Here is a 20,678-nt window from a genome sequence, read left to right on the forward strand (position 1 = left end):
AGATTTCTTTTTAACCTTATTTCATCATATTTCCATAATCAATCGTTATTTAGTTTATCACATTTTATCTATTATATACACTTTTATCATCTCTTTTAATTAGCTTTTTATAAATTTAAGTTTAAAAAAAGCGGATATGCTTTCGCATATCCGCTTCATAATTTCTTCGATTTATCTATAGAATCTTGAATTAGATTAATTCAAGAAGTACTTCCATAGCTGCATCGCCCTTTCTTAAACCGATCTTAACGATTCTTGTGTAACCACCCTTACGATCAGCGTACTTAGGTGCGATTTCATCAAATAACTTGTTTGTAAGGTCAACCTTCTTTGTGTTCTTCTTCTTACCAGCTGCTTCTGTAGGTACTTCAGTAACTGTGTAAAGAACCTTATCCATCTGCTTTCTAGCATGAAGTCTTGAAGGCATATCCTTCTTGATTTCCTTATCAACTGTTTCGTAAACTGTAACCTTCTTACCGTCTACAACTTCCTTAACTCTCTTACCGTTAGCGTCCTTCTTAGCTACCTTAGCCTGAACTGTAACAGTTTCAAAGTTATCCTTTTCCTTAACAGCTAATGTGATAAGTTTTTCAGCAATCTTGCTAACTTCCTTAGCTCTAGCCTCTGTTGTTACAATCTTACCATTTTCGATAAGAGCTGTAACCTGATTTCTTAATAATGCTTTTCTCTGGCTAGATGTTCTGCCAAGCTTTCTGTACTTTGCCATTTTAAATTCCTCCATTTGTAACATCAGCACACGCGCGTTGGTCTTATAGCACCAATGTTCTCCTACAAATTAATAGTTACGCAACTTCTCACTAAGGATAAGTTGTTCCACCTCTCGCACGCGCATAAGGACTTACTGCAATCAGCGATATATTAATACATAAAATATGTATTAAGCAAATTATTCATCACTTGGCTTAAGATGTAAATTTAACTCCTTAAGCTTAAGTAATACTTCGTCTAATGACTTCTTACCAAGGTTTCTAACCTTCATCATATCATCAGGTGTCTTATTACATAATTCTTCAACTGTATTGATACCTGCTCTTCTAAGGCAATTTGAAGAACGAACTGATAATTCAAGATCTTCGATACTCATTGAAAGCACCTTAGATGATTCGTCTTCCTGTGGTTCAACCATAATCTCTGCCTTAACTGCATTCTCAGATAAGTTGATGAATCCCTTTAAATGTTCTGATAAAACCTTAGCTGCTAAGCTTAAAGCTTCATCTGGAGCTATTGTTCCATTTGTAAAGATATCAAGTGTTAATTTATCAAAATCTGTATCCTGACCTACACGAGTATTCTGTACAGACATATTAACTCTTTCAACTGGTGTATAAATTGAATCAATTGCAATTACACCTGCTGCTGCATCTTCTCTCTTATTCTTTTCTGAACTAACATAACCACGTCCGTTAGTAATTGTAAGTTCCATAGAAAGCTTAGCTTCTGGACCATTAAGATGTGCAATTACTAAGTCTGGGTTAATAATCTCTATATCAGGATCTACCTGAATATCAGATGCTTTAACAACGCCTTCGCCTGTGAAGTCAATATGTGCTTCCTTAGGCTCAACCGAGTTGCCGTTATTCTTAATAGATAACTGCTTAATATTCATTACGATCTCAGTAACATCTTCCTTAACGCCAGGAATTGAACTAAATTCATGAAGTACACCATCAATCTTAATGCTGCTTACTGCTGTACCAACTAAAGATGAAAGCATAATTCTTCTAAGAGAATTACCAAGTGTTAAACCGTAGCCTCTTTCAAGTGGTTCAACTACAAATCTTCCAAACTTTCCGTCTTGTGACTCTTCAGCCATCTCAATTTTTGGCATTTTGAAATTGAAATCTGCATCAACCATTATTGCCCCTCCTTATTGGGTATTTAAGTTGTATATATAGCGTTAATCAAAGCCAAGACATGGTCCTACTAGCTTTGCTCGCATTATACTTTTAATATGATTCAAAAAATTTATATCTTGAATTATTATATCATATAAAGCCACATAAAAGCCAGCAGGTATGGATAGTTTTATAAAACTTTTCCATAACGCTGCCTGGCTTTGAATTACGCAATCTTACTTAGAATATAACTCGACGATAAGCATCTCATTTACTGGTACATCGATTACTTCTCTTGTTGGAAGAGACTTAACCTGACCCTTAAGAGCTTCTTTATCTGCTTCTAACCACTCTGGTACTAATCTACCATTTGTAGTTTCAAGTACTTCCTTATATCTTGCAGAAGACTTAGACTTTTCTCTTACTTCGATTACGTCTCCAGCCTTTACTAAGTATGAAGGAATGTTAACGCACTTACCGTTAACTAAAATGTGCTTATGATCAACGATCTGTCTAGCTTCCTTACGTGTTCTAGCTAAACCTAATCTATAAACAACATTATCAAGTCTGAGTTCAAGCATGATCATAAGGTTCTCACCTGTCATACCCTTCTGCTTCTCAGCCTTCTTATAATAATTTCTGAAAGGCTTTTCTAATACGCCATAGATGAACTTAGCCTTCTGTTTTTCACGAAGCTGTAAACCATATTCGCTAATCTTTCTTCCAGCATTCTTAGCCTTTCTTCTAGACTTCTTATCTATTCCTAAATATACAGGATCCAAATCAAGGGATCTGCATCTCTTAAGCACTGGTGTTCTATTAACTGCCATTGTTATACTACCTCCCTAAATTAAACTCTTCTACGCTTTGGTGGACGACAACCGTTATGTGGAACTGGTGTAACATCCTTGATACTTGTAACTTCTAGACCGCAAGCAGAAAGTGCTCTAATAGCAGCTTCTCTACCTGAACCTGGTCCCTTTACCATAACGTCTACAGACTTTAATCCATGGATTAAAGCAGCTTTTGTAGCTGTTTCAGCTGCCATCTGAGCAGCATATGGAGTAGACTTCTTAGATCCTCTGAATCCAAGACCGCCTGCTGATGCCCAAGATAATACATTACCTTCTGCATCTGTTAATGTAACTATTGTATTATTAAAAGATGACTGAATATGTGCCTGTCCTCTTTCGACATTCTTTTTAACACGCTTCTTTGTCACTTTCTTTGTAGCTTTCTGAGCCATGACTATATCCTCCTATTGAGTTAAACGTTTTATTTTAAAAATTACTTCTTCTTGTTAGCTACTGTTTTCTTAGGACCTTTGCAAGTTCTTGCATTAGTCTTAGTCTTCTGTCCTCTAACAGGAAGGCCCTTTCTATGACGAATTCCTCTATAGCAGCCAATTTCCTTTAATCTCTTAATATTCATGGCAACTTCTCTTCTTAAGTCACCTTCTACTAAATGCTCTGAATCAGCATCAATAACCTTTGCAATCTTTGCTACTTCTTCATCAGTTAAATCCTTAACACGTGTGTCAGGATTAACTCCAGCTTCAGCAAGGATCTTATTTGATCTTACACGTCCAATACCATAAACATAAGTAAGTCCGATTTCGATTCGTTTTTCTCTAGGTAAATCCACACCTGAAATACGAGCCATATTACTAACCTCCGTTAATTAACTAATTAATGTGTGATTCGAAACTTATTATTATAAACTTTACGCAGCTCCTTACCTTGATAAGTTTCCTATCTTAGTATGACCTGAAATGTGTGCGTCGCCTTATAATAACTATATTAAATAGCAACCATTATATCGTTATGGTTACTGCAGCCGCAAATTAATAGTTCAAGTAATAAATACTTGAAATCTTACATTGATAATAATTAATGACTTATTATCAATATGCAGAACCTAAGAAGTTTAACTTCTTCTAACAAAGCTAATTAGCCCTGTCTCTGCTTGTGCTTAGGGTTTTCACAGATAATTCTGATGCTGCCCTTTCTCTTAATGACTTTGCATTTTTCACAAATTGGTTTTACTGATGATCTAACCTTCACTGCAAAAGCCTCCTTTCAGACAAGTTCGTGAACAATTATATCACAAATGAAAATATAATTGCAACAACTAATTATAAAATATTCTACTATTATATTTTGTAGATTATTTATCACGCCAAATAATTCTTCCCTTTGTTAAATCATATGGTGACATCTCGATTGTTACCTTGTCACCAGGAAGAATTCTGATATAGTTCATTCTTAACTTACCACTGATGGTAGCAAGAATTTGATGTCCATTTTCTAATTCTACCTTAAAAAATGCGTTTGGTAATTTTTCTACTACTGTTCCTTCGATTTCAATTACATCAGCCTTAGACATACATCCTCCTATTTCTTTTCAATATAATGTTTAATCTCAAACTTAATTTCCTCATCAGATACTCTCTGATCATCAAGGATTTTTTTATATAATAACGAATTTTCATTCTTTATTATCTGAATATGTTTCTTCTTTTTTCTTTTGGGATTATTCACTTTTCTTATCTGGCCATCTGATAAATATGCAAATGTACTATCTTCTTCTATTACATAGTATATCTTATCTTTATCGTGTCCAGATAATGACTTTGCCATAAAACCTTTTATTCCATTATTCATATTCTCACCTTAATTTTCCAAAGTTAATATCTCTGGTCCTTCTTTTGTTACTAATACTGTGTTCTCATAGTGAGCTGATAATGAATGATCTCTTGTTTCAACTGTCCAGCCGTCATCAAGGAAATTAACTCTCCAGTCTCCTGCTGTTACCATTGGTTCTATTGCTAATGTCATTCCTTCATATAGCCTTATTCCTCTATGTTCTTGTCTATAATTAGGAATTTGAGGATCTTCATGCATTGATGTTCCAATTCCATGACCACATAAGTCTCTTAATACTCCATAGCCAAATGATTCATTATAATCTGCTATTGCATTAGATATATCATGTAATCTACAACCCTCTTTTGCAAATTTAATTCCTTCAAAAAAGCTTTGCTTTGTTACATCTATTAGCTTCTTAGCTTCACTTGATATTTCTCCAACACCATAAGTTCTAGCCGCATCTGCCATATAGCCTTTATATGATAGAACTGTATCTAATGATACAATGTCTCCATCTCTTAGAATCTTATTTTTGCTTGGTATTCCATGCACTACTTGATCATTAACTGAAACGCAAAATGATGCTGGATATCCTTGATAACCTTTTTCTTCAGGTATACATCCATAGCTTCGAATTATTTCTTCACCGATTCTATCTATTGTATATGTTGAAACTCCTGGTTTTATTTCCTTAGCAATTTCTTTATATACTTTTCCTAAAATCTTACCTGCTTCTCTCATTAACTCGATTTCTCGAGCACTTTTAATTGATACTGACATATTATGTTCTCCTATCAATTAATTATCCAAGAATATCAACGATTGCCTTAAATACGTCATCCATTGCCTGTGTTCCGTCTACTTCACGTAAAACATTCTTCTTATTGTAGTAATCAATAAGTGGCTGTGTCTGATCATGATATACTGATAATCTATTCTTAACTGTTTCTGGCTTATCATCATCTCTAAGGATTAATTTTTCTCCACATGTATCGCAAATGCCTTCTACCTTTGGTGCATTAAACTGAATATGGTATGTTGCTCCACATCCTACACATGCTCTTCTTCCACCCATTCTATTGATGATGTTTTCATCTGGTACTTCTACATTAATAGCGAAATCAACTGATTCTCCATTAGCTTCTAAAGCCTTATCTAGAGCTTCAGCCTGTGGAATTGTTCTTGGGAATCCATCTAATACATATCCATTAGCAGCATCTGCCTGCTTAAATCTATCCATGATTAAATCTACAACTAATTCATCTGGAACAAGTTCACCTTTATCCATATATGTCTTAGCTTTCTGACCTAATTCAGTATTGTTCTTGATGTTTGCTCTAAAAATATCTCCTGTTGAAATATGTGGAATAGAATACTTTTCTGCAATTCTCTTTGCCTGTGTTCCTTTACCAGCTCCTGGTGCTCCTAACATAATAATTTTCATGTCTAATTCCTCCATTAATAATTTCTAGTTATATGTAAAATCACTTGTTATGTGATTTATTTTCAATTTTAGGTATATTTTTATCATTACACAAATACAGACTTACCCAGGATTTCTCCCAGGTAAGCCTATTATATCTTAGTTAATTATTATTCAGATAAAAATCCTTTATAATAACGATTAACCATCTGTGCTTCAATTTGCTTTAATGTCTCAAGAACAACACCAACAATAATAATTACTGATGTACCACCAAATGAAATACTAGCATTAAAGAAACCAGTACATGCAATTGGAATAAGAGCTACAATAAGTAAACCTATGGCACCTATAAATACGATATAATTTAATATCTTATTTAAATAATCACTAGTAGATTTGCCTGGTGTGATACCTGGTACTACTCCACCAGCTTTCTTTAAATCATCCGCTACCTTAACTGGATTGAATGTAATTGATGTATAGAAGTATGCAAATATAATAAGCAATACTACATAAAGAATTAATCCAATTGAGTATTTAGGATAGCTTACTCTGCACCAGTAAGATGAGCTTAAATATCTTGTCCACTCATATGACTTACCAAATAACTGAGCAACAATTACAGGGAACTGCATAAGTGATGATGCGAAAATTACAGGCATAACACCAGCAGTATTTACCTTTAATGGGATATTTGTTGATTGTCCTCCAACCTGTCTTCTACCCACAACTTTCTGTGAGTACTGAACAGGGATTCGTCTTTCTCCATCTTGAAGAATGACTACTAATATTACCATTATTACAACAATTGCTATAATAACAGCTGCAGCAAGAACGCCCTTTGCTGGAGTCTTTGTTGCTACGAAAGAGCTGAATAATGTTGCGAAATCACTTGGCATTCCAGAAATAATATTAATTAATAATACTATTGAAATACCATTTCCTACACCATTTTCAGTTATTCTCTCACCTAACCACATAAGAGCTGCTGAACCAGCTGTAAGAGCCATAACTACTACAATAATAGCTACTACATAATGTAATTTGCTAAATGTCTGGTATCCAGCGATTAAGCCAGATCTACCAAATCCAACAGCCATAGCAATACTTTCAACTAGTGATAAACCAATTGTTACATATCTTGTTATTGCTGCAATCTTCTTTCTACCGTCCTCGCCCTCTTTTTGCATTTCTTCCAATTTTGGAATGGCAATTGTAAGTAATTGCATTATGATCGAAGATGTGATGTATGGAGTAATGCTTAATGCAAAGAGGGACATTCTTTCGAATGAACCTCCTGTAAATGCACTAAGATAATCCAAATCACCGGTATTAATTCCACTAAGTAAGCTACTAAAGTAATCAGTATCTACACCAGGAATTGGAAGAAGACTTCCTATTCTTACAACAATTAATATTGCTAATGTGTATAATATCTTTTTTCTTATGTCTTTGTTTTTAAAAGCGCCTACAAGTGTTTTGAACATACTAGATCACCTCGCAAGTTCCGCCGAGAGCTTCGATCTTCTCTTTTGCTGCTGCACTAAATGCATTAGCCTTAACTGTAAGCTTCTTTGTAAGCTCACCATTTGCAAGAATCTTTACGCCATCCTTAGTATTCTTTACAATACCAGCTTCGATTAATGTATCGATTGTTACTTCTGCACCATTATCGAATCTTTCTAATGTAGATACATTGATAGCTACGAATTCCTTACGATTTCTGTTAGTGAAACCTCTCTTAGGAATTCTTCTATATAATGGCATCTGGCCACCTTCAAAACCAGGTCTTGGTGCTCCTGAACGAGCCTTCTGGCCCTTGTGTCCCTTACCAGCTGTCTTGCCGTTACCTGAACCATGACCACGACCTCTTCTGAAATTATCACTCTGTACTGAACCTTCTGCAGGTCTTAAATTAGATAAATCCATTCTTGCACCTCCTTCTATTTATTTTTTATTAGATTTCTTCTACCTTTAACATATAACCAATCTGCTGAATCTGTCCTCTTGTAGCAGCATTATCTGGAAGTTCTACTGTCTTATGAAGCTTTGTAAGACCCATAGCTTCAACAGTTCTTCTATGCTTAGGAACAGCACTGATTGGAGACTTAACTAAAGTTATTCTTAACTTCTTATCAGCCATTTTAACCTCCATCTGCACCTATTACGGTGCTATCACAATTTCTTAACCTAAGATTTCTTCAACTGACTTACCACGAAGTCTTGCAACTTCTTCTGGAGTCTTCATAGACTCAAGACCAGCGATTGTAGCTAATACTACGTTCTGCTTATTGTTAGAGCCAAGTGACTTTGTACGAATATTTCTGATACCTGCTAATTCAAGTACTGAACGTGCAGGACCACCAGCGATAATACCTGTACCTTCTGGAGCCTTCTTTAAAAGAACTGTTGCTCCACAGAACTTACCGATGAAATCATGTGGTACTGAACCATTTTCATCCATTGGAATTTCTACTAAATGCTTAATGGCATCTTCCTTTCCCTTGCGGATAGCTTCAGGAACTTCAGCTGCCTTACCAACACCAGCGCCAACGTGACCATTACGATCACCAACTACTACTAAAGCTGCAAAACGCATATTACGTCCACCTTTTACAACCTTAACTACGCGCTTGATTGATACTACATTATCGTCTAATTCAAGCTGACTAGCATCAATTATTGTACGTTTCATACTGTTTTCTCCCTTCCGCTTAGAACTCGAGGCCAGCTTCTCTTGCTGCCTCTGCTAATGCCTTTACTTTACCTTGATAAATGAATCCGCCTCTGTCATAAACGACAGTTGTAATTCCCTTTTCTAATGCTTTCTTAGCAACTACCTTACCAACAACAGTAGCAGCTTCTACATTATTTGTCTTCTCTACTTCAGCCTTAACGTCAGCGTCAAGTGTTGATGCAGAAACAAGTGTCTTACCAACTGTGTCGTCAATAATCTGAGCGTACATATGATTGTTACTTCTGAAAACAGCTAAACGTGGTCTTTCAGTTGTTCCGCTGAAACGGTTACGTGTTCTTTTATGCTTTGCTTCACGAACTAATGCTCTTGACTTCTTACTAACCATTATATTCACTCCTTTAATTATTTCTTACCAGTCTTACCAACCTTACGTCTGATAACTTCATCAGCATACTTGATACCCTTACCCTTATATGGTTCTGGAGCTCTCTTAGATCTGATTTCAGCTGCGTACTGGCCAACTTTTTCTTTATTAATACCCTTAACAAAAATGATGTTCTGTCCATCAAGAGTTGTTTCAATTCCTTCTGGATCTTCCATCTCTACAGGATGTGAGTAACCTAATGAAAGGATTAACTTCTTACCCTGCTTCTGTGCTCTATAACCAACACCGTTAACTTCAAGCTTCTTTTCGTAGCCTTCTGTTACACCGATTACCATGTTGTTAATAAGAGTTCTTGTTAAGCCGTGTAATGACTTCATCTTCTTTAAGTCGTTAGGTCTAGAAACAACGATTTCTGTACCTTCAACCTTAATGTCCATTTCTGCAGGTAAAACTCTTTCGAGTGTTCCCTTAGGACCCTTTACAGTCACTTTATTATTTTCTGCTACCTCAACTGTAACACCAGCTGGAATAGCGATAGGCATTCTTCCTATACGTGACATGCCGTGCACCTCCTAAATATTATTAAGAAAACATTTACAATGATAGGAATATGTTTTCTTGGTTGGGTTAATAGTTATAGGATTAAATAAATTAAATCCGAACGATTAAATTATACTTAAATTCCTTTGTAACGTCTATATAATTACCAAACGAAGCAAAGAACTTCTCCACCAACGCCGAGCTTTCTAGCTTCCTTATCTGTTACAACACCCTTGTTTGTAGAGATGATTGCAACACCAAGTCCTCCTAAAACCTTAGGAAGATCATTCTTGCTAGCGTAAACTCTAAGACCTGGCTTAGAAATTCTCTGAAGTCCAGAAATGATTTTTTCATTCTTATCCTTACCATACTTTAAAGTAACACGGATATCCTTGAAGTTTCCATTTTCAACAACTTCATAAGACTTAATGTAACCTTCATCTAAAAGAATCTTAGCGATTGAAAGCTTCATCTTTGATGATGGAATATCAACTGTGTCATGCTTTGCTGTGTTTGCATTACGAATTCTTGTAAGCATATCTGCAATTGGATCTGTCATTAATATTTCCTCCTTATAATTCACTGGTTTCCAATTATTTAATTGGACTACGTCAATTGTTTACACATATTAATGTGCACTAAAGCTTTAAAAAAGCTTATATATATTGCTTAAAGCAAGATTTATTGTTGCAAGCTCATAGAACTTGCAACATTTATAAAAATCTTACCAAGAAGCCTTTTTAACACCTGGGATCTGACCCTTGTATGCTAATTCACGGAAGCAAATTCTGCAGATTCCGTACTTTCTTAAAACAGAATGTGGACGACCACAAATTGTACAACGTGTGTATGCTCTAGTAGAGAACTTTGGTTTTCTCTGCTGCTTAACTTTCATTGAAGTCTTAGCCATGAAATTTACCTCCTATATTAATTCTTCTTGAATGGCATGTTGAATAATCTTAATAATTCACGTGCTTCTTCATCTGTGTTAGCTGTAGTTGTAATAATAACATCCATACCTCTAACCTTATCTACCTTATCATATTCGATTTCTGGGAAGATAATCTGCTCTTTAATACCAAGTGCATAGTTACCTCTTCCATCGAATGAGTTAGCGCTTACGCCTCTAAAGTCACGTACACGTGGAAGTGCAAGATTTACTAATCTATCAAGGAATTCGTACATCTTTTCACCACGTAATGTAACCTTACAACCAATTGCCTGACCTTCTCTTAACTTGAAGTTAGCAATTGAATTCTTAGCTCTTGTAAGAACTGCTTTCTGACCTGCGATTGTCTCGAGATCCTTTACTGCTGCGTCAAGAACCTTAGAATTTTCTTTAGCTTCACCAACGCCCATATTTATAGTGATCTTATCGATCTTTGGAACCATCATTGGGTTCTTATAACCGAATTTCTCAGTCATCTTCTTAGCGATTTCATTATCATACTGTTCTCTAAGTCTACTCAAAATTATTGCCTCCTTCCTCGATTAATCGATAGCCTTTCCTGTTGCCTTAGCAACACGAACTTTCTTGCCATCCTTTATTTCATAACCAATCTTGCTTGCCTTACCATCTACTGAGTAAGCAATGTTTGATATATCGATTGGTGCTTCCTGATGGAGAATTCCACCCTGCTGATTAGCAGCACTTGGCTTAGCATGCTTAGTAACCATGTTAATACCCTCAACAACTGCTGTGTGGTTCTTAGCATTAACTGTTAATACCTTGCCTTCTTTGCCCTTGTCCTTACCTGCGATAACAACAACTGTATCGCCCTTTTTAATTCTAACAGCTGACATTCGGCACCTCCTATAATACTTCTGGAGCAAGAGAAACGATCTTCATGAACTTCTTCTCTCTTAACTCTCTAGCTACTGGTCCAAAAATACGTGTTCCCTTTGGAGTATTATCATCTTTAATGATAACAGCAGCATTCTCGTCAAATTTAATATATGAACCGTCCTTACGACGTGCGCCCTTTACAGAACGTACTACAACGGCTTTAACAACATCGCCCTTCTTAACAACGCCGCCTGGTGTTGCCTCTTTAACAGAAGCGACAATAACATCACCGATATTTGCATATCTTCTTGTAGATCCGCCCATAACTCTGATGCAAAGGATTTCTTTAGCACCTGTGTTATCAGCAACCTTAAGTCTGGTTTCCTGTTGTACCATAGTACTACCCCTTTCAGTAATATATGTCTCGTTTGTCTTAAACAAACGCGTTTACTAAAATTAAATTGAATTACTTAGCTCTGCTGATAATTTCAACTAATCTCCATCTCTTGTCCTTAGATAAAGGTCTTGTTTCCATAACCTTTACTACGTCGCCGATTAAGCATTCGTTGTTTTCATCATGAGCCTTAAGCTTATATGTTCTCTTTACAATCTTGTTGTAAAGTGGATGTTTAACGTTATCTTCTACTGCAACAACAATAGTCTTGTCCATCTTGTTGCTGACAACCTTACCTGTACGAGTTTTTCTTAAATTTCTCTCTTCCACAGTCGTACTCCTTTCTTAGGATTAATATTCCATCCAGTTAGCAATTAAGCATTCTTCTGTGCAATTACAGTCTGGATTCTAGCGATGTTCTTACGAACCTCTTTAATTCTGCTTGTGTTATCCAACTGATTAGTTGCGTTCTGGAATCTTAAATTGAAAAGTTCCTTCTTAGCAGCTACTAATTCTTCATTTAACTCTGCAGCTGATTTTGCCTTTAAATCTTCTACATACTTATTAATTTTCACTGTTATCACCGCCTTCTAAGTCTGCACGTGAAACGATCTTGCACTTGCATGGAAGCTTATGAGTAGCAAGACGAAGAGCTTCTCTAGCTGTCTCCTCTGCTACGCCTGAGATCTCGAACATAACACGTCCAGGTTTAACTACTGCTACCCAGCACTCTAAGTTACCTTTACCTTTACCCATACGTACGCCGATTGGCTTACCTGTTACAGGCTTGTCTGGGAAAATCTTAATAAATACTTTACCGCCACGCTTGATATATCTTGTCATAGCAACTCTGGCTGCTTCTATCTGATTAGACTTGATCCAACATGGTTCTGTTGCAACGATACCGAAATCGCCATATGCAAGAGTGTTACCTCTTGTAGCCTTACCAGCCATAGAACCACGGAACTGTCTACGATGTTTAACTCTCTTAGGTAGTAACATTACTTATCGCTCCCTTCCTTATCATTAACCTTAGCGTTAGCCTTAGTAGGAAGAACCTCGCCTTCATAAATCCAAACCTTAACGCCAACTTTACCATATGTTGTGTTAGCTTCTGCGAAACCATAATTGATATCTGCACGAAGTGTCTGAAGAGGAATTGTACCCTCGCTATAGAATTCTGTACGAGCCATATCAGCACCGCCAAGACGACCAGAACAACTTGTCTTGATACCCTTAGCACCCTGCTTCATTGTTCTACCCATGCATGACTTCATAGCTCTTCTGAAAGAAATACGATTCTCTAACTGCTGAGCGATGTTTTCAGCTACTAACTGAGCATCACGATCAGGTCTCTTAACTTCTTTGATATCGATGCTTAATCTCTTAGCAGATGTTAATTTTTCAACCTGCTTCTTTAATGCTTCGATTTCAGCACCACCCTTACCAATTACAACACCTGGCTTAGCTGTGTGAATAATGATCTTAAGTCTATCTGAAGCTCTTTCGATTTCGATCTTTGAAATTCCTGCAGCATAAAGCTTTTTCTTAAGGAATTTTCTTAAATTATAGTCTTCTACAAGGTTATCAGCGAATGCTTCTTCAGCATACCACTTTGAGTCCCAGTCAGAAATGACACCGACTCTTAAACCATGTGGGTTAACTTTCTGTCCCATAAAATCTCCTTTCTATTCTTTAGGAAATATTTGATTTAATATTCTAATTTCAAGTAATCTTGAAACAATAAATCAAGTACGTTTAATTATCTTTCATTAAGAATTACAGTGATGTGGCTCATTCTCTTTTCGATTCTGTAAGCTCTACCCTGTGCTCTTGGCTGTACTCTCTTCATTGTTGGTCCCTTGTTTGCGAAGCATTCTTCTACATATAACTTGCTTGGGTCCATTCCATTATTATTCTGAGCATTAGCTGCTGCAGACTTTAATAACTTCTCTATAAGTGATGAAGCATATCTTGGATTATACATAACGATACCAAGTGCTTCTTCAAGGCTCTTGCCTCTAATAGCATCTAATACGAAACAAGCCTTCTGAACAGATACTCTAGCGTAGCTTAACTTAGCGCTTGGTCTTGTATCTTTAACGGCGTTTCTTTCACGTTTAATTTGGGATCTATGTCCTGTTGCCATGGATTAGTCCTCCTTTCAAAAATTCAAATGTATACCAATTTCTTTTTTGTAAAAACGATTTCTATTTAAAGAATCCTACCGGAAAACCCCTAAGGGTCTTCCAAAGATTCATATATTATCTAGACTTCTTTTCGTCCTTACCGTGACCTCTGTAAGTTCTAGTAGCAACGAACTCACCGAGCTTATGACCAACCATATCCTCTGTAATATATACAGGAACATGCTTTCTTCCATCATGAACAGCAATTGTATGTCCCACAAAACTTGGGAAAATTGTTGAACGACGAGACCATGTCTTGATTACCTGCTTATCGTTTGAAGCATTTAATGCATCAACCTTCTTAAGTAAGCTAGCATCAGCGAAAGGTCCTTTCTTTAATGAACGAGCCATAGGTTAAACCTCCTTATAGTCTTGTTTTCAAAAGTTACAAGTATTAAATTACTTAATACCCTTTCCGTCTCTTCTTCTAATGATAAGCTTGTTTGAAGCCTTCTTCTTCTTACGAGTCTTAAGACCCATAGCAGGCTTGCCCCAAGGTGTCATTGGACTTGGACGACCAACTGGTGCTCTACCTTCACCACCACCATGTGGATGGTCGTTAGGGTTCATAACAGAACCACGAACTGTAGGACGGATACCCATATGTCTCTTACGTCCAGCCTTACCAAGATTAATAAGGTTGTGATCACCATTACCTACAACACCGATTGTTGCGCGGCAGATAATTGGAACCATTCTCATTTCGCCAGAAGGTAATCTAAGTGTTGCATACTTACCTTCCTTAGCCATTAACTGAGCTGAGTTACCAGCAGAACGAACAAGCTGTCCACCCTTACCTGGATAAAGCTCAATGTTATGTACCTGTGTACCAACTGGAATTTCTGTAAATGGTAAGCAGTTACCAACTCTAACTTCAGCGCCAGAACCGTTCTGAACTGTCATACCATCTGTTAAACCAGCAGGTGCAAGAATATATGATTTCTCACCATCAGCATAAGCGATAAGTGCGATATTAGCTGTTCTGTTAGGATCGTATTCGATACCGATAACCTTAGCAGGAACGCCTTCTTTATTTCTCTTAAAATCGATTACTCTGTACTTCTGCTTGTTTCCACCACCGTGGTGACGTACAGTAATCTTACCCTGGTTGTTACGACCAGCAGTCTTGCTCTTCTTAGCAAGTAATGACTTCTCAGGAGAAGACTTTGTAATTTCAGAAAAATCTGAACCAGTCATGTTTCTTCTGGAAGGTGTATATGGGTTATATGTTTTAATTCCCATTTCTTTCTCCTTTCGGCTGTGTAATATTGTTTTCTACACTTCTATATCTTAAAGTCCTTCGAAGATTTCGATTTCTTTAGAATCAGCTGTTAACTGCACAATAGCCTTCTTTGTCTTAGCTGTGTAGCCCTGATCCTTTCTGTTAGCTCTCTTCTTCTTACCGTTGTTATTCATTGTGTTAACTGAAGCAACCTTAGTTCCTTCAAACATCTTCTCAACAGCTTCCTTAATCATTGTCTTATTAGCATCTGTATGAACTAAGAATGTGTACTTCTTAGAAGCCATATCTGCCATAGACTTTTCTGTGATTACAGGCTTGAGGATTACATCATAATACTGAATATTTGCCATTATGCATACACCTCCTCTAATTTTTCAACAGCTGCCTTAGTAACAACTAATGTATCATACTTAAGAACATCATAAGTATTGATTTCGCTAGTGTTAGATACCTTAGCACCGTTAACGTTTCTACCAGAAAGAACAACGTTCTTGTTCTCTCCTTCAAGAACTACTAAAGCCTTAGAAACCTTAAGGTTATTTAAAACCTCAACGAATTTCTTTGTCTTAACTTCATCAAGATTGAATTCATCTAAAACAACAATCTTGCTATCAGCTACCTTAGAAGATAAAGCTGAAAGAAGAGCGATTCTCTTCTCTTTCTTATTCATCTTGAATGAATAATCTCTTGGCTTTGGTGCAAATACAACACCACCGCCTGTCCACTGTGGAGATCTTGTAGAACCCTGTCTAGCATGACCAGTTCCCTTCTGTCTCCATGGTTTTCTTCCGCCGCCAGATACTTCTGAACGAGTCTTTGCAGACTGTGTTCCCTGACGATTATTTGCAAGCTGGCTTACAACTGCAAGATGTACAAGATGTTCATTAACTTCAACACCAAATACTGCATCGTTTAATTCGATTGAGCCAACTTCTTTGCCTTCAATATTGTAAACAGATACGTTTGCCACTGTTTAGTCCTCCTTCCTTGGTAAAGATTACTTACTAACCTTTACTGTTTCTTTCAAAGTTACTAATGACTTCTTAGGTCCAGGTACTGCACCCTTAACTAAGATAACGTTATTCTCAACATCAACTCTTACTACTTCAAGATTCTGGATTGTGATTCTCTTAGAACCCATATGTCCAGGCATTCCTTTTCCCTTGAATACTCTACCAGGTGTTGTTGCTGATCCGTTAGAACCCTGATGTCTGTGGAATTTAGAACCGTGTGCCATAGGACCTCTAGACTGTCCTAATCTCTTAATAGCACCCTGGAAACCTTTACCCTTAGAAATAGCAGTTGCATCTACCTTATCGCCTGCTGCGAAGATATCTGCCTTAATTTCGTCCTTTACATTGTATTCTGAAGAGTTTTCAAATCTGAATTCTCTTACGAATCTCTTGTAAGGTACCTCTGCCTTGTCAAAATGTCCCTTAACTGGCTTGCTAACGAGCTTTTCTCTAATGTCAGCGAAACCAACCTGAACAGCTTCGTAACCGTCGTTTTCAACTGTCTTTACTTGTGTAACTACACAAGGGCCAGCCTGTAATACAGTTACAGGTGTTAATACACCGTCTTCGTTGAAGATCTGTGTCATTCCGACTTTTGTAGCTAAAATAGCCTTCTTCATACTCTTTTCCTCCTGTTAAATCTACAGCGGACAAGATGATAAAAATAATTTCAGCGCATCCTGTCATCCTAGATAAGTTAATATAAGTGGAACCTGCACCCACTGTTAAACGAATGCTTTTGTTGCTTCTATATTAAACCCTTAGGATTAGCTTTCATTGTAATTGAAACCAAATGTTTCTTGCTGCATTTCCTTGAATTATCAAGAAAATCTTGGCAATGATTAGTTCATTACCTTAAGGTTAATAAATACACCAGCTGGCATCTCTAACTTAGATAAAGCATCTACTGTCTTCTGAGATGGCTGTAATACGTCGATAAGTCTCTTATGAGTTCTCTGTTCGAACTGCTCTCTAGAGTCCTTGTACTTATGTACAGCTCTAAGAATTGTAACAACTTCCTTCTTTGTTGGAAGAGGTACTGGACCACTAACATTAGCTCCTGTCTTCTTTGCAGTTTCGATGATCTTCTTAGCTGACTGATCGATTAACTGATGATCATAAGCCTTCAAAGTAATTCTGATTACCTGATTTGCCATAAAAAAAGTCGCCTCCTTCGCACTTTATAAATGTAAGTACGACAAGCGGTGACTGTACACACTCCCACGTGTATCATATTATCTCTAACGAGAAACTTGATTCAACATGGTCCTACTAAAACCGATTTAGTAGAGTTTATAGTACAGTGACTTGTCGCCAGATTCTTCGTTGGAATCAATCCAACCTTGACATTCGCTCCACGGAAAACCTATATTCGAGCTATTGTTCAAATATAGCAACCTCACGCTTCACAGCTATCAATGTCACAGCATGTATAACTATACACTAGCTAAAATTTATTTGCAACAAATTGTCTTGTATTTTTTTTAAAACAATAATAAATAAAGCCACGAAGCTTTCAAATTGTTTTTTGAAAGTCCGTGACTTTATTATTTTATTTGTATACTATATAACATATTCTTCTCAAATAGGAGTATGATATAAATTAAGATAATATATATACCATTCTCCTTCTACATATGTGTAGCATATTGCTTCCTCCATATTTGTTATCACTGTTCTTGACCCGTTAAATGAATATTCTGCTTTTTCATGAAAAATAAATCCATACTGACTAAAACCTATATTAGGATTAAATGGCGGATGATCAGGATAATCTTTTCCATCATCTAATTCTAAAATTTCAAGATTCTTATATTCTTTACACATTTTTTCATAACTAGCTCTAGCATATTCCGTCAATTTCAAATTATTCTCAGATAAAATTTCCTCAAAGCTTAAATTTCTATTCCTTGCATCTGCCAAAGCATATACATCTGTTTTTGCTTTCTGTCTAAGCTCTTCTTTTGCCTCATCACTTATACGTAATTCTTTAAATAAATCATCTTTAAAATAATCATCTTCATTTACATCCAATATTATCTCAAAATCCGATATAAAATCGCCGGTAATTTTAATTGTATTATTCCCAGCATAAAAATAAGGTATTGTATATGTTGTAAAATATTCACCTGATGATTCAATGTAAACTTCTGTTACTTCTACGCCATTAACATATAAAGTAGTATACTTAGGAACTCTTAAATGTCCATTTTTATATATAAATCCATCAGAGGTAATTTTATAGCCACCCTTTTCTTTCTTTAAGACCATATCCATAGTCAAGTTTTCATCAGATTCAGTTGAATATACTGCAGTCACAGTCTTTTTCCTTTTTACCCTACCGATTGGATTACTACCTTTTACTATAGAGATATCCCTAACCTCTTTTACTGTTTCATTTTTATTTGCTTCTGCAAATGTATTCTCTGTCAAAAATTCACTCTCTGGTAAATCCATATCTTTAAAAGCTTCTTGCCAATTACAAGTCTCAACTGCAGTTACGTAATGTTTTGCTATCTTCTTATAATTTGTCGAAAACATTTTAAAACATACAACTATTGCAACAGCTAAAAGTAAAACTATAGCAATTATTATAACTTGTATTTTTTTATTTAATCCTGTCTTCTTTATATCACTACTTTTTTCCATTTTACCCCTCATTCTACATACGAAAAGGCTACCAACTATACATCAATAAGTATAATTAATAGCCTTTTTCATTTATTAAATCTAATTATATCACTAAACTTTTTAATAGTTAAACAACTTCAGTGTATAACCTATTATATAAGTAGAAACTTCTTCACTCTATCTTAGTTGTATTATTAATACATATAGAAGTTAAGGTATACATCGCTGATTAACCAATTGCTTCCATCATACTTATATGTAATATAGTAGTAATTATCATATGTATGTGTTGCATCTTTTTCTTCCTTAGAATATGTAGATGTGTACTTACCAGAAATTGTATAGTTTACACTTACTCTCATCATTGGCATTCCATCATCTGTGTCATAACGATAGTAGCTATCGTACATGCTTGTCTTAATTGATGATAAGCTATAAGAAGAGAATGTTCTTGATGATGGATGGAAATCTTCAACTAAGTTCTTATAGTGATTATTTAAGCTTGAACTTGCATCCTTTACAAAAACACTACCCTTTAATTCAGAGATATCCTTCTTATTATATGCTGCACCTGCAATTGTCTTAAGATCATTCTCAGCCTTAGACATTACTTCCTTCTCAACTGAATCCTTGAAATCAAGGTCAGAGTAAGAAATTGATGTAGTGCATTCATCATATGTAACATTAAATGTTTCTTCGTAATCTTCAACTATATCACTTGTAACCTTAACTGTGTTCTTACCAGCATATAAGTAAGGAATTACATATGTATCACTTGTTGAGCCTGACTTTGAGTTATCAGCCTTAATGTATTTAGCATCTGCTTCAACACCATTAACTGAAAGTTTCATTCCCTTTGGTACTGTAATAGCTGCATCCTTATATACGATACCTTCTGAAGATACCTTATACTTCTTAAAGAAAAGAAGATATTTATCATTAGTCTGAGATAATAATAAATTTACGCTATTAGCAGACTGTGTTGGAGTTGAATATGTAACAACAACTGCTTCATTACCCTTTAAGTTACTAGCTGTGCTGTATCCCTTAGCAACTGTAATAGCAGTAACCTTTTCACCTGTTTCATCAGCATGAGCATTAGCAAGAGCATCCTTTGTTAAGAATTCACTCTTAGGTAAATCAAGGTAATCATATGCACTATCCCAATCACACTGTTCAAGAGCTGTAATATACTTCTTAGCTGTCTTCTTATAATCAACACCAGCCTTACCTACGTTAATAAATATAGCAAGAACTGCAACTACAGCAATAACTGCACCAACAATAGCTATAATCTTCTTATTAACTGCTGGCTTAAATCCATTATTTGCACCATTATTGAAATTCTGTGTATTCTGATTAAATCCATTATTTGCAAAGCCCTGTGTCTGTGCGTTCTGATCAAATCCATTATTTGCAAAGCCCTGTGCCTGTGCGTTCTGATCAAATCCATTATTTGCAAAGCCCTGTGTCTGTGCGTTCTGATCGAATCCGTTATTTGCAAAGCCCTGTGCCTGTGCGTTCTGATCGAATCCGTTATTTGCAAAGCCCTGTGCCTGTGCATTCTGATCAAATCCATTATTTACAAAGTCCTGTGTCTGTACAGGTGTTTCTTCTGCAACAGTATTTTCTACTGTTTCATTTGTTTCATTTGTTTGTGTTGAGTTTTCATTAACTTCCTGATTAAGTGTTTCATTAAAATCATTAAGATCTAATTTGCTTCCGCAGTTTCCGCAGAAAACAGCACCATCTTCGTTATTTGTTCCACAATTTGGACAAAACATAAACAAACCTCCCGATATTTTTATTTTTTATTGCAAATTCATTGCTTTAACTAAATTCAAGTCCTATACATCCTGTCATAAGAAT

At 36.0% G+C, this 20,678-nt stretch carries 34 protein-coding genes; all 34 read right to left on the reverse strand.

Annotated elements, in window-relative coordinates; genetic code table 11:
• Positions 1 to 190 precede the first annotated feature (190 nt).
• The 34 genes from T537_RS0102890 to T537_RS0103055 all read right to left on the reverse strand — a co-directional run bounded on the left by T537_RS0102890 (position 191) and on the right by T537_RS0103055 (position 20,593).
• The gene (locus T537_RS0102890) at positions 191 to 727 is read right to left on the reverse strand and encodes a bL17 family ribosomal protein (protein WP_027437066.1); all 537 of its coding nucleotides are present in this window, start codon (positions 725 to 727) and stop codon (positions 191 to 193) included.
• A gap of 180 nt (positions 728 to 907) precedes the next feature.
• A complete protein-coding gene (locus T537_RS0102895; protein WP_027437065.1) occupies positions 908 to 1,876 on the reverse strand; it encodes a DNA-directed RNA polymerase subunit alpha in 969 nt (322 codons plus the stop codon).
• Between the two features lie 216 nt (positions 1,877 to 2,092).
• Positions 2,093 to 2,686: a 30S ribosomal protein S4 gene (rpsD, locus tag T537_RS0102900; protein ID WP_027437064.1), complete on the reverse strand. Its 594-nt coding sequence runs from the start codon at positions 2,684 to 2,686 to the stop codon at positions 2,093 to 2,095.
• A 20-nt stretch (positions 2,687 to 2,706) separates the two neighbouring features.
• Positions 2,707 to 3,102, reverse strand: coding sequence for a 30S ribosomal protein S11 (gene rpsK, locus T537_RS0102905; RefSeq protein ID WP_027430826.1), 396 nt, complete (start codon positions 3,100 to 3,102; stop codon positions 2,707 to 2,709).
• 41 nt (positions 3,103 to 3,143) lie between these two features.
• Positions 3,144 to 3,518, reverse strand: a complete 375-nt coding sequence (rpsM, locus tag T537_RS0102910; RefSeq protein WP_027430827.1) for a 30S ribosomal protein S13 — start codon at positions 3,516 to 3,518, stop codon at positions 3,144 to 3,146.
• Between the two features lie 287 nt (positions 3,519 to 3,805).
• Positions 3,806 to 3,919, reverse strand: coding sequence for a 50S ribosomal protein L36 (gene rpmJ, locus T537_RS0102915; protein ID WP_003022746.1), 114 nt, complete (start codon positions 3,917 to 3,919; stop codon positions 3,806 to 3,808).
• Positions 3,920 to 4,022: 103 nt separating this feature from the next.
• Entirely contained in the window at positions 4,023 to 4,241 is a 219-nt protein-coding gene (gene infA / locus T537_RS0102920) for a translation initiation factor IF-1 (protein WP_027430828.1), read from the reverse strand.
• Between the two features lie 8 nt (positions 4,242 to 4,249).
• Positions 4,250 to 4,519, reverse strand: a complete 270-nt coding sequence (locus T537_RS0102925; protein WP_027437063.1) for a KOW domain-containing RNA-binding protein — start codon at positions 4,517 to 4,519, stop codon at positions 4,250 to 4,252.
• 9 nt (positions 4,520 to 4,528) lie between these two features.
• A complete protein-coding gene (gene map, locus T537_RS0102930) occupies positions 4,529 to 5,284 on the reverse strand; it encodes a type I methionyl aminopeptidase (RefSeq protein ID WP_027437062.1) in 756 nt (251 codons plus the stop codon).
• A gap of 22 nt (positions 5,285 to 5,306) precedes the next feature.
• A complete protein-coding gene (locus T537_RS0102935; RefSeq protein ID WP_027437061.1) occupies positions 5,307 to 5,948 on the reverse strand; it encodes an adenylate kinase in 642 nt (213 codons plus the stop codon).
• A 149-nt stretch (positions 5,949 to 6,097) separates the two neighbouring features.
• Positions 6,098 to 7,417: a preprotein translocase subunit SecY gene (gene secY, locus T537_RS0102940; RefSeq protein WP_027437060.1), complete on the reverse strand. Its 1,320-nt coding sequence runs from the start codon at positions 7,415 to 7,417 to the stop codon at positions 6,098 to 6,100.
• 1 nt (position 7,418) lies between these two features.
• Entirely contained in the window at positions 7,419 to 7,859 is a 441-nt protein-coding gene (rplO, locus tag T537_RS0102945; RefSeq protein ID WP_027437059.1) for a 50S ribosomal protein L15, read from the reverse strand.
• A 28-nt stretch (positions 7,860 to 7,887) separates the two neighbouring features.
• Positions 7,888 to 8,073: a 50S ribosomal protein L30 gene (gene rpmD, locus T537_RS0102950; protein ID WP_027430834.1), complete on the reverse strand. Its 186-nt coding sequence runs from the start codon at positions 8,071 to 8,073 to the stop codon at positions 7,888 to 7,890.
• Between the two features lie 42 nt (positions 8,074 to 8,115).
• On the reverse strand, positions 8,116 to 8,625 hold the full coding sequence (rpsE, locus tag T537_RS0102955; RefSeq protein WP_027437058.1) for a 30S ribosomal protein S5: 510 nt from the start codon (positions 8,623 to 8,625) through the stop codon (positions 8,116 to 8,118).
• A 19-nt stretch (positions 8,626 to 8,644) separates the two neighbouring features.
• A complete protein-coding gene (gene rplR, locus T537_RS0102960; protein ID WP_027437057.1) occupies positions 8,645 to 9,013 on the reverse strand; it encodes a 50S ribosomal protein L18 in 369 nt (122 codons plus the stop codon).
• Between the two features lie 17 nt (positions 9,014 to 9,030).
• A complete protein-coding gene (rplF, locus tag T537_RS0102965; RefSeq protein WP_027437056.1) occupies positions 9,031 to 9,573 on the reverse strand; it encodes a 50S ribosomal protein L6 in 543 nt (180 codons plus the stop codon).
• A 143-nt stretch (positions 9,574 to 9,716) separates the two neighbouring features.
• On the reverse strand, positions 9,717 to 10,118 hold the full coding sequence (rpsH, locus tag T537_RS0102970; RefSeq protein WP_027437055.1) for a 30S ribosomal protein S8: 402 nt from the start codon (positions 10,116 to 10,118) through the stop codon (positions 9,717 to 9,719).
• 159 nt (positions 10,119 to 10,277) lie between these two features.
• Positions 10,278 to 10,463, reverse strand: a complete 186-nt coding sequence (locus T537_RS0102975; RefSeq protein ID WP_027430839.1) for a type Z 30S ribosomal protein S14 — start codon at positions 10,461 to 10,463, stop codon at positions 10,278 to 10,280.
• 17 nt (positions 10,464 to 10,480) lie between these two features.
• Positions 10,481 to 11,023: a 50S ribosomal protein L5 gene (gene rplE, locus T537_RS0102980; protein ID WP_027430840.1), complete on the reverse strand. Its 543-nt coding sequence runs from the start codon at positions 11,021 to 11,023 to the stop codon at positions 10,481 to 10,483.
• 21 nt (positions 11,024 to 11,044) lie between these two features.
• A complete protein-coding gene (gene rplX, locus T537_RS0102985; RefSeq protein WP_027437054.1) occupies positions 11,045 to 11,356 on the reverse strand; it encodes a 50S ribosomal protein L24 in 312 nt (103 codons plus the stop codon).
• Positions 11,357 to 11,366: 10 nt separating this feature from the next.
• A complete protein-coding gene (gene rplN, locus T537_RS0102990) occupies positions 11,367 to 11,735 on the reverse strand; it encodes a 50S ribosomal protein L14 (protein ID WP_027430842.1) in 369 nt (122 codons plus the stop codon).
• 70 nt (positions 11,736 to 11,805) lie between these two features.
• Positions 11,806 to 12,063: a 30S ribosomal protein S17 gene (gene rpsQ / locus T537_RS0102995; RefSeq protein WP_027430843.1), complete on the reverse strand. Its 258-nt coding sequence runs from the start codon at positions 12,061 to 12,063 to the stop codon at positions 11,806 to 11,808.
• Between the two features lie 44 nt (positions 12,064 to 12,107).
• Complete coding sequence (gene rpmC / locus T537_RS0103000; RefSeq protein ID WP_012738580.1) at positions 12,108 to 12,308, reverse strand: 50S ribosomal protein L29; 201 nt, start codon at positions 12,306 to 12,308, stop codon at positions 12,108 to 12,110.
• On the reverse strand, positions 12,298 to 12,735 hold the full coding sequence (gene rplP, locus T537_RS0103005) for a 50S ribosomal protein L16 (RefSeq protein ID WP_027430844.1): 438 nt from the start codon (positions 12,733 to 12,735) through the stop codon (positions 12,298 to 12,300). The genes rpmC and rplP overlap by 11 nt, the downstream gene beginning before the upstream one ends.
• Complete coding sequence (gene rpsC, locus T537_RS0103010) at positions 12,735 to 13,409, reverse strand: 30S ribosomal protein S3 (RefSeq protein WP_027437053.1); 675 nt, start codon at positions 13,407 to 13,409, stop codon at positions 12,735 to 12,737. Before rpsC ends, rplP begins: the two co-directional genes overlap by 1 nt.
• Before the next feature lie 86 nt (positions 13,410 to 13,495).
• Positions 13,496 to 13,882: a 50S ribosomal protein L22 gene (rplV, locus tag T537_RS0103015; RefSeq protein WP_027437052.1), complete on the reverse strand. Its 387-nt coding sequence runs from the start codon at positions 13,880 to 13,882 to the stop codon at positions 13,496 to 13,498.
• Positions 13,883 to 13,997: 115 nt separating this feature from the next.
• A complete protein-coding gene (gene rpsS, locus T537_RS0103020; RefSeq protein WP_027437051.1) occupies positions 13,998 to 14,273 on the reverse strand; it encodes a 30S ribosomal protein S19 in 276 nt (91 codons plus the stop codon).
• A 48-nt stretch (positions 14,274 to 14,321) separates the two neighbouring features.
• Complete coding sequence (gene rplB, locus T537_RS0103025) at positions 14,322 to 15,164, reverse strand: 50S ribosomal protein L2 (protein ID WP_027437050.1); 843 nt, start codon at positions 15,162 to 15,164, stop codon at positions 14,322 to 14,324.
• 48 nt (positions 15,165 to 15,212) lie between these two features.
• Positions 15,213 to 15,515, reverse strand: a complete 303-nt coding sequence (gene rplW / locus T537_RS0103030; protein WP_027437049.1) for a 50S ribosomal protein L23 — start codon at positions 15,513 to 15,515, stop codon at positions 15,213 to 15,215.
• Positions 15,515 to 16,135: a 50S ribosomal protein L4 gene (gene rplD, locus T537_RS0103035; RefSeq protein ID WP_027437048.1), complete on the reverse strand. Its 621-nt coding sequence runs from the start codon at positions 16,133 to 16,135 to the stop codon at positions 15,515 to 15,517. Before rplD ends, rplW begins: the two co-directional genes overlap by 1 nt.
• A gap of 27 nt (positions 16,136 to 16,162) precedes the next feature.
• Positions 16,163 to 16,798 carry a 50S ribosomal protein L3 gene (gene rplC / locus T537_RS0103040; RefSeq protein WP_027437047.1) on the reverse strand — a complete coding sequence of 212 codons (636 nt, stop codon included), beginning with the start codon at positions 16,796 to 16,798 and terminating at the stop codon, positions 16,163 to 16,165.
• Positions 16,799 to 17,020: 222 nt separating this feature from the next.
• Positions 17,021 to 17,335 (reverse strand): 30S ribosomal protein S10, encoded by a 315-nt coding sequence (rpsJ, locus tag T537_RS0103045; RefSeq protein WP_027430852.1) that lies wholly within the window; start codon positions 17,333 to 17,335, stop codon positions 17,021 to 17,023.
• 424 nt (positions 17,336 to 17,759) lie between these two features.
• Complete coding sequence (locus T537_RS0103050; protein ID WP_027437046.1) at positions 17,760 to 18,827, reverse strand: carbohydrate-binding protein; 1,068 nt, start codon at positions 18,825 to 18,827, stop codon at positions 17,760 to 17,762.
• A gap of 176 nt (positions 18,828 to 19,003) precedes the next feature.
• Positions 19,004 to 20,593 (reverse strand): zinc ribbon domain-containing protein, encoded by a 1,590-nt coding sequence (locus T537_RS0103055; RefSeq protein WP_027437045.1) that lies wholly within the window; start codon positions 20,591 to 20,593, stop codon positions 19,004 to 19,006.
• Between the last annotated feature and the right edge of the window lie 85 nt (positions 20,594 to 20,678).

The organism is Lachnospira multipara LB2003 (genome assembly GCF_000702205.1).
In the GTDB taxonomy this organism is placed as follows: domain Bacteria; phylum Bacillota; class Clostridia; order Lachnospirales; family Lachnospiraceae; genus Lachnospira; species Lachnospira multipara_A.

What these genes read in the sequence shown, in the direction of transcription:
- T537_RS0102890 (WP_027437066.1), bottom strand. Translation starts at nt 727, where the DNA reads ATGGCAAAGTACAGAAAGCTTGGCAGAACATCTAGCCAGAGAAAAGCA.
- T537_RS0102895 (WP_027437065.1), bottom strand. Translation starts at nt 1,876, where the DNA reads ATGGTTGATGCAGATTTCAATTTCAAAATGCCAAAAATTGAGATGGCT.
- rpsD (WP_027437064.1), bottom strand. Translation starts at nt 2,686, where the DNA reads ATGGCAGTTAATAGAACACCAGTGCTTAAGAGATGCAGATCCCTTGAT.
- rpsK (WP_027430826.1), bottom strand. Translation starts at nt 3,102, where the DNA reads ATGGCTCAGAAAGCTACAAAGAAAGTGACAAAGAAGCGTGTTAAAAAG.
- rpsM (WP_027430827.1), bottom strand. Translation starts at nt 3,518, where the DNA reads ATGGCTCGTATTTCAGGTGTGGATTTACCTAGAGAAAAACGAATCGAA.
- infA (WP_027430828.1), bottom strand. Translation starts at nt 4,241, where the DNA reads ATGTCTAAGGCTGATGTAATTGAAATCGAAGGAACAGTAGTAGAAAAA.
- T537_RS0102925 (WP_027437063.1), bottom strand. Translation starts at nt 4,519, where the DNA reads ATGAATAATGGAATAAAAGGTTTTATGGCAAAGTCATTATCTGGACAC.
- map (WP_027437062.1), bottom strand. Translation starts at nt 5,284, where the DNA reads ATGTCAGTATCAATTAAAAGTGCTCGAGAAATCGAGTTAATGAGAGAA.
- T537_RS0102935 (WP_027437061.1), bottom strand. Translation starts at nt 5,948, where the DNA reads ATGAAAATTATTATGTTAGGAGCACCAGGAGCTGGTAAAGGAACACAG.
- secY (WP_027437060.1), bottom strand. Translation starts at nt 7,417, where the DNA reads ATGTTCAAAACACTTGTAGGCGCTTTTAAAAACAAAGACATAAGAAAA.
- rplO (WP_027437059.1), bottom strand. Translation starts at nt 7,859, where the DNA reads ATGGATTTATCTAATTTAAGACCTGCAGAAGGTTCAGTACAGAGTGAT.
- rpmD (WP_027430834.1), bottom strand. Translation starts at nt 8,073, where the DNA reads ATGGCTGATAAGAAGTTAAGAATAACTTTAGTTAAGTCTCCAATCAGT.
- rpsE (WP_027437058.1), bottom strand. Translation starts at nt 8,625, where the DNA reads ATGAAACGTACAATAATTGATGCTAGTCAGCTTGAATTAGACGATAAT.
- rplR (WP_027437057.1), bottom strand. Translation starts at nt 9,013, where the DNA reads ATGGTTAGTAAGAAGTCAAGAGCATTAGTTCGTGAAGCAAAGCATAAA.
- rplF (WP_027437056.1), bottom strand. Translation starts at nt 9,573, where the DNA reads ATGTCACGTATAGGAAGAATGCCTATCGCTATTCCAGCTGGTGTTACA.
- T537_RS0102975 (WP_027430839.1), bottom strand. Translation starts at nt 10,463, where the DNA reads ATGGCTAAGACTTCAATGAAAGTTAAGCAGCAGAGAAAACCAAAGTTC.
- rplX (WP_027437054.1), bottom strand. Translation starts at nt 11,356, where the DNA reads ATGTCAGCTGTTAGAATTAAAAAGGGCGATACAGTTGTTGTTATCGCA.
- rplN (WP_027430842.1), bottom strand. Translation starts at nt 11,735, where the DNA reads ATGGTACAACAGGAAACCAGACTTAAGGTTGCTGATAACACAGGTGCT.
- rplP (WP_027430844.1), bottom strand. Translation starts at nt 12,735, where the DNA reads ATGTTACTACCTAAGAGAGTTAAACATCGTAGACAGTTCCGTGGTTCT.
- rpsC (WP_027437053.1), bottom strand. Translation starts at nt 13,409, where the DNA reads ATGGGACAGAAAGTTAACCCACATGGTTTAAGAGTCGGTGTCATTTCT.
- rplV (WP_027437052.1), bottom strand. Translation starts at nt 13,882, where the DNA reads ATGGCAACAGGACATAGATCCCAAATTAAACGTGAAAGAAACGCCGTT.
- rpsS (WP_027437051.1), bottom strand. Translation starts at nt 14,273, where the DNA reads ATGGCTCGTTCATTAAAGAAAGGACCTTTCGCTGATGCTAGCTTACTT.
- rplB (WP_027437050.1), bottom strand. Translation starts at nt 15,164, where the DNA reads ATGGGAATTAAAACATATAACCCATATACACCTTCCAGAAGAAACATG.
- rplW (WP_027437049.1), bottom strand. Translation starts at nt 15,515, where the DNA reads ATGGCAAATATTCAGTATTATGATGTAATCCTCAAGCCTGTAATCACA.
- rplC (WP_027437047.1), bottom strand. Translation starts at nt 16,798, where the DNA reads ATGAAGAAGGCTATTTTAGCTACAAAAGTCGGAATGACACAGATCTTC.
- rpsJ (WP_027430852.1), bottom strand. Translation starts at nt 17,335, where the DNA reads ATGGCAAATCAGGTAATCAGAATTACTTTGAAGGCTTATGATCATCAG.
- T537_RS0103050 (WP_027437046.1), bottom strand. Translation starts at nt 18,827, where the DNA reads ATGGAAAAAAGTAGTGATATAAAGAAGACAGGATTAAATAAAAAAATA.
- T537_RS0103055 (WP_027437045.1), bottom strand. Translation starts at nt 20,593, where the DNA reads ATGTTTTGTCCAAATTGTGGAACAAATAACGAAGATGGTGCTGTTTTC.